The following is a 15,769-nucleotide window of genomic DNA, read 5'->3' on the forward strand; positions in this document are numbered from 1 at the left end:
CCTCTAGTAGTTCACCGGGAAGGGCAAGGGTCAGTGTAAGGCCCCGGCGTGATGCCCTGGATCACAATACGATCCCCAACGCCACGGGAAGAATAATCAGCGATGCCAGATTACCAATGAGCACAATGGCTGCGACGCGCTGAGGGTCCTGCGCGTAGCGCTCGGCAAACAGAAAGTTCATGACCGCGGGGGGGAGGGCGCCAAAAATAATGAGCATTGCGGTGTCCCGTTCATTGAGTCCGAGTAATAGCGCAAAGCCCCAGGCCAGCAGCATGCCAAAGGCAGGCTTCAGAAAAGCGCCCAGGAGCGGCGCGGTAAGCGCATCAAAACGGACCTCGCGCATGCGCACGCCAAGAGCAAAAAGCAGCAGCGGTACAGCCACGTTGCCCATGAGCTGCAGAGCCTCGACCAGCGGTGGCCATACGGGGATGCGCATCAGTGAAATGCTCAGGCCCGCAAATACCGCCAGCAGTGTGGGGTTGCGCCACAGGGTTTTGAGTTGCGCATCCCGATCGAGCATGTGCAGGCCCACGGAAAAATGTAAAACGTTGGAGACGCTGTAAAGAATCACCGCCGCGGCCAGGGCGTCTTCCCCCCAGGCCAGCACCGCCAGCGGAATCCCGATGTTCGCCGAGTTATTGAACATCATCGGTGGTACGAAGGTCCGCCAGTCGATGTTCAGCGCTTTGGCGAGGGGGCGGGCCAGGAGTCCGCTACACAGAACAATGAGTGCCGCGCCGGCGGCAAGGCCTGCGTAGCGCGCCGGGTCAAAGCTCTTGCTCATCATTGCGCCGAGAATAAGCGCCGGTACAAATACATCCATGTTCAGGCGATTGGCCACCGACATTTCGGGATTGTGTTTGCGGCCATACCAGAAGCCGGCGATGACGATGGCGACAATGGGGAACAAAATGCCCGCAATGCGGGCAAAGGTCGCAAGATCAAAGAAGGAGCCGCTGGAGACGCTCATGATGCCTCAGGCGCTGAACGGGGCGACGGAATGCTCAGCCTACAGCATGCCGCTCAGTCGCTGGCGGATCATCTCCTCGGCGTCGGTCATAATCCGGCTGATGAGCTCCTCGCAGCTGGGGATGTCGTTGATCAGGCCGGCGACCATGCCACAGGACCAGGCGCCGCATTCCACATCACCCTCCATCATGACCCGCGGGTAGACTCCCGCTACTTCTCCGGCGATGTCACCAAACGCCAGATCCTTGCCTTTGGCTTGTTCCGTGGCAAGAATTTTCTCAACGGCGGGGTTGTTGAGCACTCGCTCGGTGTTGCGCAGCGGACGCATCACCAGTCGCGTGTCCAGCTCCGTGGCTTGAAGGATCGCCTGCTTGACGTTCTCGTGCACCGGCGCCTCCTTCGTGGCCAGGAAGCGCGTGCCCATGTTCATACCCTCGGCACCCATGGCCAGCGAGGCGACGAGGGAGCGAGCGTCCGCCATGCCACCGGAGGAGACAAAGGGAATCTCCAGTTCATCGGCGGCCCGGGGCAGAAGAATCATATTGGGGATATCGTCTTCCCCGGGGTGGCCGCCGCACTCGAAGCCATCCACCGACACCGCATCGCAACCGATCTTTTGAGCTTTGAGGGCGTGGCGCACCGCGGTGCACTTGTGAATCACCTTGACACCCGCTTCTTTGAGCGCGGGCAAATACTCGGCGGGGTTGTTGCCCGCAGTCTCAACCACCTTCACGCCACCGTCGATGATGACTTTGATGATGCCCGGGTAGTCCGGCGCATTCACGACTGGCAAAAAGGTGACGTTTACGCCAAAGGGCTTGTCCGTCATCTCTTTGCAGCGGGCGATTTCATTGGCCAGGTCTTCCGGCGTTTTTTGCGTGAGCCCGGTGATAATCCCCAGGCCCCCCGCGTTGGATACGGCAGCGGCCAGTTCAGCAAAGCCGACATAGTGCATGCCGCCCTGGATAATCGGATGCTCAATCCCAAACATGTCAGTAATGCGCGTTTTCATGGCCGGTGTCCCTCAAAAGGTAGCTGATGTTATGAAGAGTGTTTTGGTGGAGTTGGAATGGGGGCTATGCTGATTTATCCGGGGGGCTTATGCAATCTTCAATGATTGGGGTTTTTGCTGCTATGAATCGAGCCCTCGTCCTTGCAATGGCTTCTGCAACCGTTGGCGCAATCCTCACCGGCTGCATCGGCGACTTGCCCCAATCAGAGTTCTCCTGTCTGGTGGCAGACGAAAAAAAGCCCCGCGTACCGGAGTAGGCGGGGCTGGTTCGGAGCGCTTGGGCCCGAGAGGGTGTGAGTTACCCTCTGCCGTTAATTGCTCTCTACTTAATTATTCTCTACGACGGTCACGCCAAAGATCGCAGTGGTACCGCTCACTTCGTTACCGACAATCAGGATGGGCTCGCCACTGGGGCTGTCTTCTGCGGCGACAAACTTGATGGACTCCGGTCCCAGGTCGCCGGCAGCTGAAAAATCGCCCGCATCCACCAGGTCACCGATAGCTACCGAGAAGTCCCGGGTGCTGATGTACTGCACGAACTCCGCAGACTGGGGATTACTGATGTCGTAGACCATAATGCCGCCGACGCGCTCCAGCCCGATAAATGCATAGGTGTTGCCGTCGATGGCGGCGATGGAGACGGCCTCTGGCTCGGGACCTTTATCGTCAGAACGGTTATCGCCTTCATTATCATCGTTCGTGGCGTTAAAGCCTTCACCGAGGCGCTGCGCCGTGATCAGTTCAAAGTCGCTGCCGCTGTCAAACACCAGGGCACCCGTGCTGCCGTTCCAGATGGAGAAGGAGCGAGCGCCGTAGCTGTAGAGCGCCTCGTAGGTACAGGCCCCATCGGGTTGTCCGGTGGTCGCCAGATCACTGCAACCGCTTACACCCTGATCAACGACGATCTTGATGCGACCGAGGTTTTCGTTTTCCAGCAGGGTTTCCAGGTCGGGGGCAAAGCGGCTGAGATTGGGAAGATCAACGGTGGCACCAACGTCCAGAAAATCGCCTGCGCGAATCTCGTCCAGGTAGTGAAAGCAATCACCTCCGTCAAAATCAAAGCCGCCCTGGGCGGTGCAGTCTGCCTCGTCACTGGCATCGGTCAGGTATTCCCGCGCATCGCCCTCGTTCGCGGTGACCAGGTAAGTGGTGCCGGCATAGTCATAGCTGGCGATGGTGTCGGGCATAAACAGGCCCCGGAGCGGCCAGCTTTGGAGGTTGGCGCCGCCGTCGCGGTTGCTCGCATCCAGTTCGTTACCAATGAGGCCGTGATCCTTATAGCCGAGGCCCAGAACGGCGGAGATCTCGGCGCCGGCGATGTCGACCACTGCCACTGCGTTGTTTTCCTGAAGAGCAACCCAGGCGGTGCTGCTATCGGAGGAGACAGTGACATACTCGGGCTCAAGATCCTGCGCGACGCTCTCTGCCTTGGCGGAGATGCGGACGTCACTACCCAGAGTCTTGGTGCCGCCACTGTTAAAGGCGGTGAAGTCCAGAGAGGTGACATTGGACTGCATCACACCGGATACGCCGCCGGATACATCGATAAGGCTTACACTTCCCTCGGGATCCACGCTGTAATCGCCGTTGGGCTCGCCTTCATTGGCCACCAGCACACTGTTGCCATCGGGGGTAAAGGTCACCATGTCCGGCAAGGCGCCCACCTCCACCGCCGACAGGAAGGTACCATCGGTCTGGTAAAAGGCGATGTAGCCGTTGTCCTGCTTGCTGTCTGCCTCAATGGCCACAGCCAAGGTGCTGCCTGACACCGAAACACTGTTTGCCGCGCCGAGCGCAGACGCATCGGCCAGATCTGCTAAGGCACCGGCCACATCTGCTGCGACATCCAGGGATGTTGCCAGCGTAGGCGTGGAGGGAGAGCTGATATCGAGTACGTCGATCTGCCCGGAGTTGGCGTTTACCACAAAGGCCTGCTCCGTGGCCGGATCGTAGTCGACAATTTCTGCGGCAGATTCATCGAACTCACCGGTTTCATAGCGACCGAGAAAGCTCAGGGCGATGGTGCTTGCAGAGCTACTGGCACCATCCGAGCCCGGTGCGCCGGCAGGCCCTTCGGGGCCGGCAGGTCCTGCGGGTCCCGCAGGACCCTGGGCGCCGGCGGCACCATCATCACCCTCGCAACCCGCCAGGGTGAGAGGCCCGATAAGAGCAAGACTGATCAGTAAACGTTTGTAAGACATGCGTTGACTCCCTTCAATGCGGCCCGACATGGGCAAAACTAAAGGAGCAGAGCCTGTGGCAGCGGGATGACAGAATGATGAAGAAAATGCGGCAAAACGATGACGTTTTTGTGACGCTTCGGTGATAACGTGGCGTTTTTAAAGGCCATTAAGCAGTGAGTAGTTCTATGAGTGTTCCCGGTGCGTTTCGATGGTGTGTGGCGTTATGTGCGGTTGCATTGCTCAGCGCCTGTGAGAATAAAACCGAAGCCACGGTAGATCCTGAGCTTGCGCGTCTGGCGGCGCGCGCCGAGGCCGTGACTATTATTCGGGATGATTATGGCGTGCCGCATATCTACGCCAAGACGGACGCTGATGCGGTGTTTGGTCTTTTATATGCCCAGGCAGAAGATGACTTTCCCCGGGTGGAGCGCAACTACTACTGGGCGATTGGACGTCTGGCGGAAGCCGAAGGTGAGTCTGCTATTTTCAGCGATCTTCGTGCCCGGCTTTACATGTCGACAGACGAGGCGAAGGCCGCCTACGCCCGGGCGCCGGCGTGGCTTCAGGAGCTCTGTGACGCATTTGCCGATGGATTGAATTACTACCTGGCCACGCATCCCGAGGTGACACCGAAGGTGCTCAACCGCTTTGAACCCTGGATGCCCATGTTCTTTTTTGAGGGCTCCATTGGCGGCGATATCGAGCAGATCCCCCTGAACGGCATTCGTGCTTTTTATGGTGAGGGACGCTCCATCGCCCTGGCCCAGCTGGAGCAGGCCCGGGAGCCAAAGCTCGGCTATGAGCAGCATCTGGGCTCCAACGGCTTTGCCATTGCCGGCGAGCACACGCGCTCCGGTGACGCCATGCTACTGATCAACCCCCACACCTCGCTGTATTTTCGCGGCGAAGTTCACGTGGTGAGCGAGGAGGGACTCAATGCCTACGGCGCTGTCACCTGGGGGCAGTTTTTTGTATACCAGGGATTTAACGAGGACACCGGCTGGATGCATACCTCCACCGGTGTGGATTTTATGGATGAGTTCGTTGAAGAGATCGTCGAGGGTGCAGATGGTGCGCTGATGTATCGCTACGGCGATGAGCTGCGCCCCGTGGATGTGTCAGAAGTGACCCTGCGTTACAAAACGGCTGAGGGCATGGCGGAGCGGACCTTCCCCCGCTACCGCACTCATCACGGGCCTATTACCCATATGCTCGACGACAGGTGGGTTGCCACCCGTATTAACTGGGATCCGGTGACGGCGCTGGAGCAGTCCTATGTGCGTAGCAAGAAAACCGGTCTCGAAGGTTTCAATGAGATGATGGATCTGCGCACGAACTCCTCCAACAACACGGTGTACGCCGATTCGTCCGGCAACATTGCTTATTACCACGGCAACTTTATCCCCAAACGCGACACGGAGTTTGATTTCTCCCAACCCGTTGATGGCAGCAATCCTGCGACCGACTGGCAGGGGCTGCACACGGTGGATGAGATTGTCACGGTGACCAATCCTGAGAATGGCTGGCTTCAGAACTGTAACTCCACGCCCTTTACCGCAGCCGGACAATTCAGTCCCAGGCGCGAAGACTATCCGGTGTACATGGCACCCGATGCCGAGAACTTCCGCGGTATTCATGCGCAGCAGGTACTCAAGGGCGTCTCCAACCTTACCCTGGACGGTCTTCTTGATCTGGCTTACGACAGTTATCTGCCGGGGTTTGAGGCGCTGATTCCCGGACTTATGGAAGCCTATGATGCGCAGGGCGACAGCTACCCCGAGTTGGCGGCGCCCATCGCGGCTTTGCGGGACTGGGATATGCGCACCAGCGCGGATTCCGTGGCCATGTCACTGGCCCAGTTTTACGGCATGCAGTTTCGCGAGGACGGAGCAAATCCCGAGGGTCTTCGCCGTATGGCTCTGATTGAGTATTTCGGCTCAGCGTCTCCTCTCGATGAGCGGCTGCGCGTCTTTGCGGCAGCCGTTAAGCGCCTCGAGAATGACTTTGGCCACTGGGATACCCCCTGGGGTGAGATCAACCGCTTCCAGCGACTCTCGGGCGATATCAATTTGGCCTTTGACGATGATAAGCCAAGCCTGCCTGTGGGTCTGGCGTCCGGGGATTGGGGCGCTCTGGCGTCTTATCGGGCGGTACGCCGCGATACAAAACGTTTGTACGGTGTGTCCGGCAACAGCTTTGTGGCGGTAGTGGAGTTTGGCGACAAGGTGCGCGCCAAGAGTATGCTTGCGGGCGGCCAGAGCGGCGATCCTGATTCCCCGCACTTTTACGATCAGGCGCAGCCCTACATTGACCGGAAGTTCAAAGATGTGGCGTTTTATCGCGAGGATGTGGACGCGCGGGCGGTAAGTAGCTATCACCCGGGGCAGCGGTCGGTGAGCGCAGACTAAAACCGTGTCGATGTATCTCAGGATCCTCGCCGTACTTTGCATTCTGCTGCTAGCGGTCGCTGCCTTATGGACCCCCGACAAAAGTCGCCCGGGACTCGAGGCTAAATACCTGCAGGACGCCGACGACCTTCGTTTGGTTGATGGTGTACGTCTTCATCTGCGGGTGTCGGGACCCGCCAACGCACCCGCGCTGCTGCTCCTCCATGGTTTTGGCTCCAGCCTCCATACATGGGAAGGGTGGGCCCGGGCACTGGATGAACAGTACCGCGTGATTCGAATGGACTTGCCGGGGGCTGGACTGTCCCACCCGGATCCTTCCGGTGATTACTCGGATGAGCGAACGCTGGCCTTGATGCAGGCGATTATGGATGACCTCGGTGTTGCAAAGGCGGTAGTCATCGGTAATTCCATCGGCGGACGGCTCGCCTGGCGCTTTGCGGCGGCCTACCCCGGTCGTGTGTCAGGGCTGGTACTCATCTCGCCCGATGGTTTTGCCAGCGCGGGCTTTGAATACGGCAAAGTCCCGGAAGTGTCAGCCATGACTGAACTCATGCGCTATACACTACCGCGGTTTTTACTGGAGATGAGTCTGCGACCCGCCTATGGCAACCCGAAGATCCTTACGGATGCAGTGGTGTCGCGCTATTACGATCTGATGTTGGCCCCGGGTTCCCGGGATGCGCTTATTCAACGCATGGCGCAGACGGTACTCAGGGACCCCAAACCGCTGCTACCGCGCATCAAAGTGCCGGTGCTATTGCTGTGGGGCGAGGAAGATGGAGCGATTCCCATCGAGAATGCGGCGGACTATCAGGCGTACCTCCCCGACAGTCGCCTCGTGGCTCTGCCGGGGCTGGGGCACGTGCCCCAGGAAGAGGGTCCTGATCGGTCTATAAAGCCAGTGCGCGCTTTTCTTCAGTCCCTGGACCTTTCGTCCAATTTGGACAACCGCCTGGGTTCAAGCCCAAGCCAAATCAAAAACGAAGAAGCGCCACCTCCGCCTTAGGCGGCGATGCCCGTGTGCCGGAGGAGGGCATCCACCTCGGGTTCGCGCCCCCGGAAATCCACAAACAGATTCATGGCGTCATCGGAGCCGCCACGCTCGAGGATGCTCTCCAGAAAGCGTTTTCCAGTGGCTTCGTTAAACACGCCTTCGTCTTCAAAGCGTGAGAAAGCATCCGCGGACAGCACCTCGGCCCACTTGTAGCTGTAGTAGCCTGCTGCGTAGCCTCCTCCGAAGACATGAGAAAAGGCGTGGGGGAAGCGGTTCCAGGGGGGCGTTGGCACCACAGCTACCTGCTCCCTCACCTCATTGAGGATCTTGTAGATCGCATCGCCCGCTGCGGGGTCGTATTCCAGGTGCATGCGGAAATCGAAGAGCGAGAATTCCAGCTGGCGCACCATCATCATGCCCGACTGAAAGTTTTTGGCGGCGATCATGCGCTCATAAAGATCGTCGGGAATGCGTTCGCCGGTTTCATGGTGAGCGGCGAAAAGGTCGAGGGCTTCCCGCTCCCAACAATAGTTCTCCATAAACTGTGAGGGCAGTTCCACCGCGTCCCAGGCCACGCCACTGATGCCCGCAATGCCCGGGTAGTCCACGCGGGTGAGCATGTGATGGAGGCCGTGACCGAACTCGTGAAACAGCGTTTCTACTTCGCGGTGGTTAAGCAGAACATCAGCGTCACCGACCGGAGGCGTGAAGTTGCAGGTCATGTAGGCCACGGGGATCTGCTCGAAGGACGCCGTTTGCATCCGCGACTGGCAATCCGCCATCCAGGCACCGCCGCGCTTGTGCTGGCGGGCATAGAGATCAAAGTAAAACTGCGCGCGCACGCTGCCATCGGGGTCACGGATTTCATAGAAGCTGACATCGGGATGGTAGGTCTCTACATCGTCGATTCTGTGAAAGCTCACGCTGAAGAGCTTGCCGACTACCTCGAACATACCGGAAATCACGCGACTCACGGGGAAGTAGGGTTTGACCTCTTCTTCGCTGATGTTGTGCCGGTGCTGGCGGAGCTTTTCGCTGAAGTAGCCTACGTCCCAGGGTTGAAGATCCGGATGATCGTGCTCCTTTGCAGCGTAGGTCTTGAGCTCTGCAAATTCTGTCTCGGCCTGAGCTTTGGAGCGCTGCGCCAGATCATTGAGAAAGCTCATGACCTCATCGGTGCTCCGCGCCATCTTGGTGGCAATGGAGCGCTCTGCGTAGTTGTTAAAACCCAAAAGCTGCGCCGCCTCGTGGCGGAGCGCCAGAATCTCACGCATGTTCCCGGAGTTATCGAATTCTCCCGCCTGGGGACCTTCATCGCTGGCACGGGTGGCAAAGGCGCGATACATCTCTTCGCGGAGCGCGGCGTCCTCGGCGTAGGTGATGACCGGCAGGTAGGAGGGGAAATCCAGGGTGAGGAGATAGCCGTCTAGTCCACGGTCGGCCGCTGTTTGCTTTGCCAGATCAATCGCGGTCTGGGGCAATCCCGCCAGTTCTTCGCTGTTTTTAAGCTCTTTGCTCCAGGCGTTGCCCGCGTCCAGCACCTGGTTGGAGAAGTCGCTCGACAGCGCCGACAGTGATTGCTGTATTTCTTTGTAACGCTGCTTCTTGTCTTCGGGCAGATCCACACCCGACAGCTTGAAGTCCCGGAGAACGTTGCTGAGGAACTTCTGTTGATCGGCGTTGAGTGCGTCCCCATTCTCCGCTACGGATTTGTAGGCCTTATACAGCGCTTCGTTCTGCCCCATCTCGGTGCTGAACTCCGACAGCTTTGCCAGGCAGGCGCTGTGAGCTTCCCTCAGCGCTTCGCTGTTGAGCACGCCATTGAGGTGAGACACCGGTGACCAGGCTCGGGACAAGCGGTTATCCAGCAGCTCCAGCGGCTCCACGAAGTTTTCCCAGGTGGGGGTGTCGTCGGAGGCCAGGCGTTTGGCGATCTGCTCCCGGTTGAGCGCCAGAAGCTCGTCGATAGCAGGTTCCACGTGCTCGGCCAGGATGGATTGAAATGGCGGCAGCGGGCCGTCGGCGAGAAGCGGATTGGACATAGTGGGTTCCATGCTGTGATCTGGGCGCGCAATTCTGCCATGAAGCGACGAGAGGTGGCTATTTGCTTGAGACTTCGGTGCGGCAACACACGGGAAAACTGTCATGGCTTTTGGTGACCTACAGCCCGAGCAGCGCAACGACGACGCACGCGGCGCGACAGTGTTTTTTTCAGGAAAGGCCACCGGTGCATCTGGGACAGCTTGCACAGGCTTCTGACGACGGCAAAAGCAGCGATGACACTATTTTTTAGGTTCAGAGAAGATAATAAATTCCGCTTGTTGGGCGCATGGTGGCTTGCGGCCCTGCTCATGCTGAGTGTATCCACCCTGGCGGAGGTCCCGCTGCAGGCTGGCCCGCACCCTGACGCGGACCTGGCCGCAAACCATGGCGGCGATCGCGAGCATCCGGGGGCTCATGGCGCGCTTGGGTTTCCCCATCACACCCTCGGCGTGTTTTTGGGGGATACCACGGAAACCCGTAGAAACCAGGGTTTCACACTCGGACTTGAGTACGAATATCGCCTAAGTGAGACGTTTGGTGTGGGCGCTATCGTCGAGCACGTGGGCGGCGACTTCGATACCAACGTTGCCGTGCTGCCCCTCGCTTACCATCGCGGTCCCTGGAAGCTCTACGCCGGGCCCGGCATTGAGGATTCTGAGGAGGCGGGTGGCGAATTTTTAGTGAGAGTTGGACTCGAGTACGGCTTCCATGTTGGTAATTACGAACTGTCGCCACAAATTGACGTGGACTTTGTCGACAATGAACATTTGTTCATCTTTGGCATTACCGTGGGAGGCCTTTTTGAGCGCGACAGTGGCTGTTGTTTATGCGGTTTTAGGCGTGAGCGTCATGGGCCCCAGGCAGACTCGGTTTCTGCCCTGATTTTTGGCGCTGTACAGGGCTCGGTCTGCGTCAGCGACCAGAGACTCCGACGTGCTGTCCTCCGCAATAATCGAAATGCCGATACTGACAGTTATCTGTCGGGGTAGTCCAAAGTCCGTGGCCTCGATAGCTGAGCGCACTTTCTCACCCACGCTTCGCGCTTGCTCAACGCCCGCTTCAGGGCAGATAACGAGAAACTCTTCGCCCCCCCAGCGACCCAGCAAGTCTGAGGCCCGCAGGTTGTTTTTGATCTGTTGAGCCATGGCGACCAGTACCTGATCACCGGTAAGGTGACCATACTGGTCGTTGACTTCCTTGAAAAGGTCGATGTCCATCAACAGGAGTGCCATAGGCCGGTTATAGCGTTTTGCCCGATGAAGCTCCGCGGCCAGGCTCTCGTCCAACGCCCTTCGGTTGTAGGTTTCCGTGAGCTTGTCCATGGAGGCCAGGCGATCAAGCTCTTTGTTTTTCTCGTTCAGTTCGTGTGTTCGTTCGGCGACCTGAGCCTCCAGACCCCGGCTGAGCTCCCTGTAGTCGGTGAGTAGTTCCCGTCCCCGAATGTTTTCCCTTCGAAACGCTTCGGCGGCGATAAACAGATCACCAATTTCATCTTTGGTGTTTATGGTGCCAACGACATCCTCCTCGGCCCCCTCAGATAACTTGCGAAAAATCTCAGCGAGATGCTTTAACGGTGATGTAACGGAGCTCAATACCCAGAAGAACACCGGAATACTCAACAACAGTACGCTGACAATAATGCCAGACTGCCAGCGATAGAAACGCATTCTGTTTTGCTGCATGTCCGAACGCAGGGCGCTAATCTCAAGGTTCGTGGCAACGGCGATTTCAGAGGAGAGATACGCAAGTTCACTCGCTTCCGAAGGCATTATCACGTTGACAAGATAGGCGTAGCTGCGGATCTTCTGGATCTTGCTATAGAGCCTGTCCTCTAATTCTTCGATGTCCAGACCAGCTTCGCTAAAGGGATATGGCATGTTGGGGGCCCTTCGCCTGGCAGCATCAGCAAGGGCAGCGTGTGCTTTGAGCTCGGCAAGATGAGCCTCCGCATCACGAACTCTTTGGGCATCTGAGGTAACAAAGTAGGCAAGTAGTTCTGCCTCTATTGTGACCAGGTGATCGTTGAAGCTATTGCCGTGAAGAGCCGCGAGGGATTCCTCATAGGATTCGATACTCGCTAGAGTCTCATGGGTCGGTGCAAGATTTTCCACTCGCCCCAGTTCGCGGCTCAACGATTCGGAGATTTCTTTGTAGGCGGTGGCAACCAGTAAAAAGGTGTCGTCAAACGCCTGAAGGTGAACACGAAGATCACTAATCTGATCGGGGGCAAGGCACCCGCTCTCTTCGCAAGTGTCAATGCGTGTGTTCCATGTGTGGATAACCGAGGTTACGCGTTCCTTTGCAGATTCATGCCCGTAAAGGACATAGCGCGTGGCCGCCAGCTGTAAATCGTTGGCGGCGATAGACAGCCCGTTGACGAAATCAAGCTGCGAACCCGCATACTCCAGCTGCTCGGCCTGTTTGGCGCTAAAATTTACGGCCAGGTAGCTGGTCAGAGCCAGGGTGCCCGCGGCGAAAATGCCAGTGATAAAAGCTACCGCGAGACGTTGACGAAGCGTTAGGCGGCCAAGCAATGCCGGTAGCTTTTGGGTGTTTTCAGGCAATGACAAACTCATTCCACCGTTGGACCGTGAGGTCAAAGGTTGGCATCACGGTATTCCAGACCGCAATATTAGAAAACCGCTGGGCATAACTGCCCCCCCGTCGCTCTTCACCGGGTTGAACCGTGACACTCCCATCAGGCCCCCGCAATTCTGCAGCTGCTGCCCTGCCTTGGTACCAGTAGTCCCACTCGGTGGGGGACATGAGCGGCCGGGATCGTTCAGGGTTGCTGATGTAGTAGCCCTGTTTACTGATAAAGGCGCCAGGCCATCCGGATAACCACCAGTTCATGTACTGATACGCGGCCTCTTCCTGCTCCCCACGGGTTTCCCGGGAAAGACACATTACTCCCTGCCAGGCGCGATATCCTTCTTTTGGTGCAGCATACAGACAGGGTGTGCCGGTTGCGCGAACCATGGATACCCCGGGGGAAAACATACTCTGTACATCGACTTCCCCGCGGCTCATCAGTTTGGCTGAGTGGGGTACGGAGTTCCAGAATCCACGAAAATGCCCCTCAGCTTTGAAGCGCATGAGAATGTCAAAGAGCTGATTGACTTCGCCCCGAGTCATGTTGCCGATATCGCCAAAGTCCATGAGTCCACGAGCCCGGGCAGCGAGTGCCAGGTCGAAGAGACCAATGCTGGGTGCGTTGACGATGGCTACTCTCCCGGCGTGTTTGGGATCCAGTAACCATCCCCAGCTCTCGGTCTCGTAGGGCTGTCCCTCGGGCACGCGCTGGGGGTTGTAGCCGAGGGAGTCAGCGTTGTGCACATAGGGTAGATAACTCACTTCGCCGGTTGGTTGGCTTCCAAGGGATCCGTCCGGCTGCACGTACAGCAACCGGTGGGGAGCATCACCCGCCCCGATGGAATCCCCCGGGGACAAACGGCCGGTTTTACTCAGTGGGTTGATCTCACCCCAATAATCGATTCTGTCCGGATCAATGGACTGTATCGCGCGAGACTGCCATAACACCCGCATGCTGTTCGACCACTGCTCGTAGACATCAAACACTGAGGGATCCATGGATGCCCTGAACAGCACTTGAGCGCTCCCGCCGGGGCTGTACACCAGGTTAATGCCCAGTTCTTTCTCGGCACGCTGTCGAAGAGGTTCCTGCAGAGTGACATGGGTACCCAGCACCCGCACCGTGGGTTTCGCATCGCGGGCAGAGATGATCGCAGGGAAGCCCGTGCAACTTGTGGCCAATAGGGCGCAGGCTTGTTTGAGTACCTTTCTGCGTCCCGATTTGTAGGTTTTTATTGTTGTCACAATGGCACCTCTACACCGTCTAAGGGTGAGAATCTGGGTTTATTGTAGCCCTATGCATTTCTGAATGCGCCCCCTGGCGCCAGCAGGAATGTGAAAGTGGCTTCTTGAAGGTGGCCCGTTAAAGGTGGCATACAATGGCCTACCCCAATTTTCCCTGGGCCTACGCGGTTTCATGTACAGATTTGCCAAACCATCGCTCGACGACACACTTTGTATCCCTTCAGCAGGCGCTGGATTTTGGCTGCGGGTCCGGCGTGGTGGCGATCGCTGCGGCCATGGCCGGCGCAAGGGAGGTCATCGCCTGTGATATCGACCCGCTGGCGCTTCGGGCTACGCGCTATAACGCCACCCTCAATAGTGTGGACCTGACCCTGAGTGACAACTTTGCGGCGGTTAACGGGGAGATCGATGTGATCCTGGTCGCCGATGTGCTCTACGAAAAAGGTAATTTTCCCTGGCTGCAGCGCTTTGTGGAGCGCGCGGGAAGCGTACTTGTCGCAGACTCCCGCGTTCGCGATTTTTCTGTTCCTCCCTACCAGAAACTCTGTGAACAAGAGAGCTGCACCATCCCCGATATGGATGAGGCGGGAGAATTTAATCGGGTGTCGATTTACGCGGCGGCCCTATAAAACGCCGGGGGAAATCAGTGATCGCTGCGGATCAGGGTGTTGCTGAAGCAACCGGCTCGCTATCGGTTACAAAGTCCTCTAAAAACCAGGCAGAAAGCGCATGCCGTCCCTCGATGCCGGCCTTGCCATAGACCCTGGATGCCTGCTGGCGCACGGTCTTTTCCCGGGTTTCGCGCACCGCCGCTATCTCCTGCAGGCTAAGGCCCTTGAGGAGCAGCAGAGCGACCTGCTGTTCGCTCGGCGTAAGTCCCCAGTCCAGAAACTGACTTCTGATGGTTTGGGAGTAGGCGTGGCGCGCATCCCGGAGCTGCGTACTCAGGTTCGCGAGCTTTGCATCGCTCAGCGTCAGGCTGTGGTTGAGCTGCTGTGTGGCCTGCGTCCGTCGGCGGATTTCAAAGATAAGGTATACGCAGCCGATGGCAGAGAGCATGAGCAGGGTCCACTCCTGCACCAGATGTGCGAGCGGTAACTGCAAACCCATATCGGCGATAACGTCTACCAGCTTCAGGGCTACGATGGCCGCCAGCAAGGCCGCGATTAAAAGGTCTTTCATAAGATTCCGAAAATCAAGAGGTTGGGGTGCTTTCTGGGGGCGAATGGGACATATGTACCACGTATTATGCAGGGGTGTAGGGCACCTGTCAGTTGTTCGGGGGCGCCCTCGCGCCGATAATTACGTCATGTTAAGCACTCGACACACAACACAAGACCGGAGGCAAAAATCAATGGGGCGACGCGCAGCAGCCTTTCTACTGCTACTGGTTTTTCCGTTTTTGGCGCCTTTTTCTGCCCTTGGGGATGGCCTTGGAGATGCCCCTGGAGATGGCGAGGGCGCGACCCCGGGTCGTCCCGAGAGCCTCAGAGCGGCGCTGGACCTTGCCTTGAGCAACCCCGGTGCCGAATTTGATAGCGCCCTGGAGACGGTGTCGTCCATGGAGGGCGCCCGTCGCTGGTTGGGAGGGCTTCCCACCCTTTCCTTAACTCACCTTGAGTCTGATCGAAGCCTTGGAACGGACGAGACGGAGGTGAGTCTCAACTTTCCCGTCAAATCGCCCCTCCAGCGCGATAGCGATAACCAGCTTGAGAGCGTTGATCCGCGGCTGGACGCCGCTATGAACCGCTACCGGGCCTGGTATCTGTCGGGAACGTTGCGGGACCTCTATGCCCGGGTGCAAAAAGCGCAGGCAGTTTTACCGGCCGCAGAAACGGCCGCAAAGTTACTGGCCGACATGGAATCCCGGTTGCAGAAACAGTTGTCGGCAAGAAGCGCCGAACAATTTGATGTGATTGCCATTCAGCAGCAGCGCCTGAACGCCGAGGGCAGGCTGGCCGCGCTGAGAGCAGATATCGCGGGCGCCAGCCGTCAGTTTGCGTCGCTCACGGCGGGCTCGACCATGCCCGATGTGTCCGGTGATTCGGCTGCGCTTCCCCGGGCACTGCTTTACGACAACCACCCCCTTCTTGAGTCCCTGAGCCTGAATCGGGATCAACAGCTGGCGGCCCTCCGTGCGACCTCTGCAAATGCGACACCCTGGAACGTGGCGCTGGTGGGTCGGGAGCTGACCATCCCCAGTTTTACCGAGCAGCAGATTGGGGTAGCCATTGATATCCCCTTCAGCTTTGGCGAGTCCGCCAGTGCGAGCACCCGCAGTAGTGAGCGTGCCCTGCAGCGGACTTTTCAGATGCAGCGTGAC

Annotated in this window: 11 protein-coding genes; 4 read left to right on the forward strand and 7 right to left on the reverse strand. The window is 58.1% G+C overall.

Translation table 11 applies throughout. The annotated features are described in order from the left end of the window. Positions 1 to 61: 61 nt before the first annotated feature. From ACTG3T_RS07545 to ACTG3T_RS07555, 3 genes are all read right to left on the reverse strand, one after another. A complete protein-coding gene (locus ACTG3T_RS07545; protein ID WP_439101650.1) occupies positions 62 to 970 on the reverse strand; it encodes an AEC family transporter in 909 nt (302 codons plus the stop codon). Positions 971 to 1,009: 39 nt separating this feature from the next. Continuing rightward, a complete protein-coding gene (locus ACTG3T_RS07550; RefSeq protein ID WP_439101651.1) occupies positions 1,010 to 1,981 on the reverse strand; it encodes an NAD(P)H-dependent flavin oxidoreductase in 972 nt (323 codons plus the stop codon). A 326-nt stretch (positions 1,982 to 2,307) separates the two neighbouring features. Continuing rightward, positions 2,308 to 4,182 (reverse strand): choice-of-anchor I family protein, encoded by a 1,875-nt coding sequence (locus ACTG3T_RS07555; protein ID WP_439101652.1) that lies wholly within the window; start codon positions 4,180 to 4,182, stop codon positions 2,308 to 2,310. 155 nt (positions 4,183 to 4,337) lie between these two features. On the opposite strand from ACTG3T_RS07555, the gene ACTG3T_RS07560 reads away from it, so the two are divergent. Further along, positions 4,338 to 6,572 (forward strand): acylase, encoded by a 2,235-nt coding sequence (locus ACTG3T_RS07560; protein WP_439101653.1) that lies wholly within the window; start codon positions 4,338 to 4,340, stop codon positions 6,570 to 6,572. Positions 6,573 to 6,582: 10 nt separating this feature from the next. Continuing rightward, a complete protein-coding gene (locus ACTG3T_RS07565) occupies positions 6,583 to 7,578 on the forward strand; it encodes an alpha/beta fold hydrolase (protein ID WP_439101661.1) in 996 nt (331 codons plus the stop codon). Here the strand turns inward: ACTG3T_RS07565 and prlC are convergent. The 3 genes from prlC to ACTG3T_RS07580 all read right to left on the reverse strand — a co-directional run bounded on the left by prlC (position 7,575) and on the right by ACTG3T_RS07580 (position 13,446). Further along, complete coding sequence (gene prlC / locus ACTG3T_RS07570; RefSeq protein ID WP_439101654.1) at positions 7,575 to 9,608, reverse strand: oligopeptidase A; 2,034 nt, start codon at positions 9,606 to 9,608, stop codon at positions 7,575 to 7,577. The two genes, ACTG3T_RS07565 and prlC, sit on opposite strands and share 4 nt — an antisense overlap. 825 nt (positions 9,609 to 10,433) lie before the next feature. Next, entirely contained in the window at positions 10,434 to 12,173 is a 1,740-nt protein-coding gene (locus ACTG3T_RS07575) for a diguanylate cyclase (RefSeq protein WP_439101655.1), read from the reverse strand. Next, on the reverse strand, positions 12,166 to 13,446 hold the full coding sequence (locus ACTG3T_RS07580; protein WP_439101656.1) for an ABC transporter substrate-binding protein: 1,281 nt from the start codon (positions 13,444 to 13,446) through the stop codon (positions 12,166 to 12,168). Before ACTG3T_RS07580 ends, ACTG3T_RS07575 begins: the two co-directional genes overlap by 8 nt. Before the next feature lie 134 nt (positions 13,447 to 13,580). Here ACTG3T_RS07580 and ACTG3T_RS07585 point away from each other — a divergent pair, with 134 nt between their 5' ends. Continuing rightward, on the forward strand, positions 13,581 to 14,075 hold the full coding sequence (locus ACTG3T_RS07585) for a 50S ribosomal protein L11 methyltransferase (protein ID WP_439101657.1): 495 nt from the start codon (positions 13,581 to 13,583) through the stop codon (positions 14,073 to 14,075). 31 nt (positions 14,076 to 14,106) lie between these two features. On the opposite strand, the gene ACTG3T_RS07590 is transcribed toward ACTG3T_RS07585, so the two are convergent. After that, a complete protein-coding gene (locus ACTG3T_RS07590) occupies positions 14,107 to 14,628 on the reverse strand; it encodes a helix-turn-helix transcriptional regulator (protein ID WP_439101658.1) in 522 nt (173 codons plus the stop codon). Positions 14,629 to 14,800: 172 nt separating this feature from the next. On the opposite strand from ACTG3T_RS07590, the gene ACTG3T_RS07595 reads away from it, so the two are divergent. Then, positions 14,801 to 15,769 (forward strand): hypothetical protein (locus tag ACTG3T_RS07595; RefSeq protein ID WP_439101659.1); only part of this gene is annotated, 969 nt, incomplete at its 3' end.

The organism is Congregibacter sp. (assembly GCF_965660375.1).
Lineage (GTDB): Bacteria > Pseudomonadota > Gammaproteobacteria > Pseudomonadales > Halieaceae > Congregibacter.

Bases quoted from the DNA above. Each gene is read 5' to 3' on its own strand.
- ACTG3T_RS07545 (WP_439101650.1), bottom strand. From the start codon at position 970: ATGAGCGTCTCCAGCGGCTCCTTCTTTGATCTTGCGACCTTTGCCCGC.
- ACTG3T_RS07550 (WP_439101651.1), bottom strand. From the start codon at position 1,981: ATGAAAACGCGCATTACTGACATGTTTGGGATTGAGCATCCGATTATC.
- ACTG3T_RS07555 (WP_439101652.1), bottom strand. From the start codon at position 4,182: ATGTCTTACAAACGTTTACTGATCAGTCTTGCTCTTATCGGGCCTCTC.
- ACTG3T_RS07565 (WP_439101661.1), top strand. From the start codon at position 6,583: ATGTATCTCAGGATCCTCGCCGTACTTTGCATTCTGCTGCTAGCGGTC.
- prlC (WP_439101654.1), bottom strand. From the start codon at position 9,608: ATGTCCAATCCGCTTCTCGCCGACGGCCCGCTGCCGCCATTTCAATCC.
- ACTG3T_RS07585 (WP_439101657.1), top strand. From the start codon at position 13,581: ATGGCCTACCCCAATTTTCCCTGGGCCTACGCGGTTTCATGTACAGAT.
- ACTG3T_RS07590 (WP_439101658.1), bottom strand. From the start codon at position 14,628: ATGAAAGACCTTTTAATCGCGGCCTTGCTGGCGGCCATCGTAGCCCTG.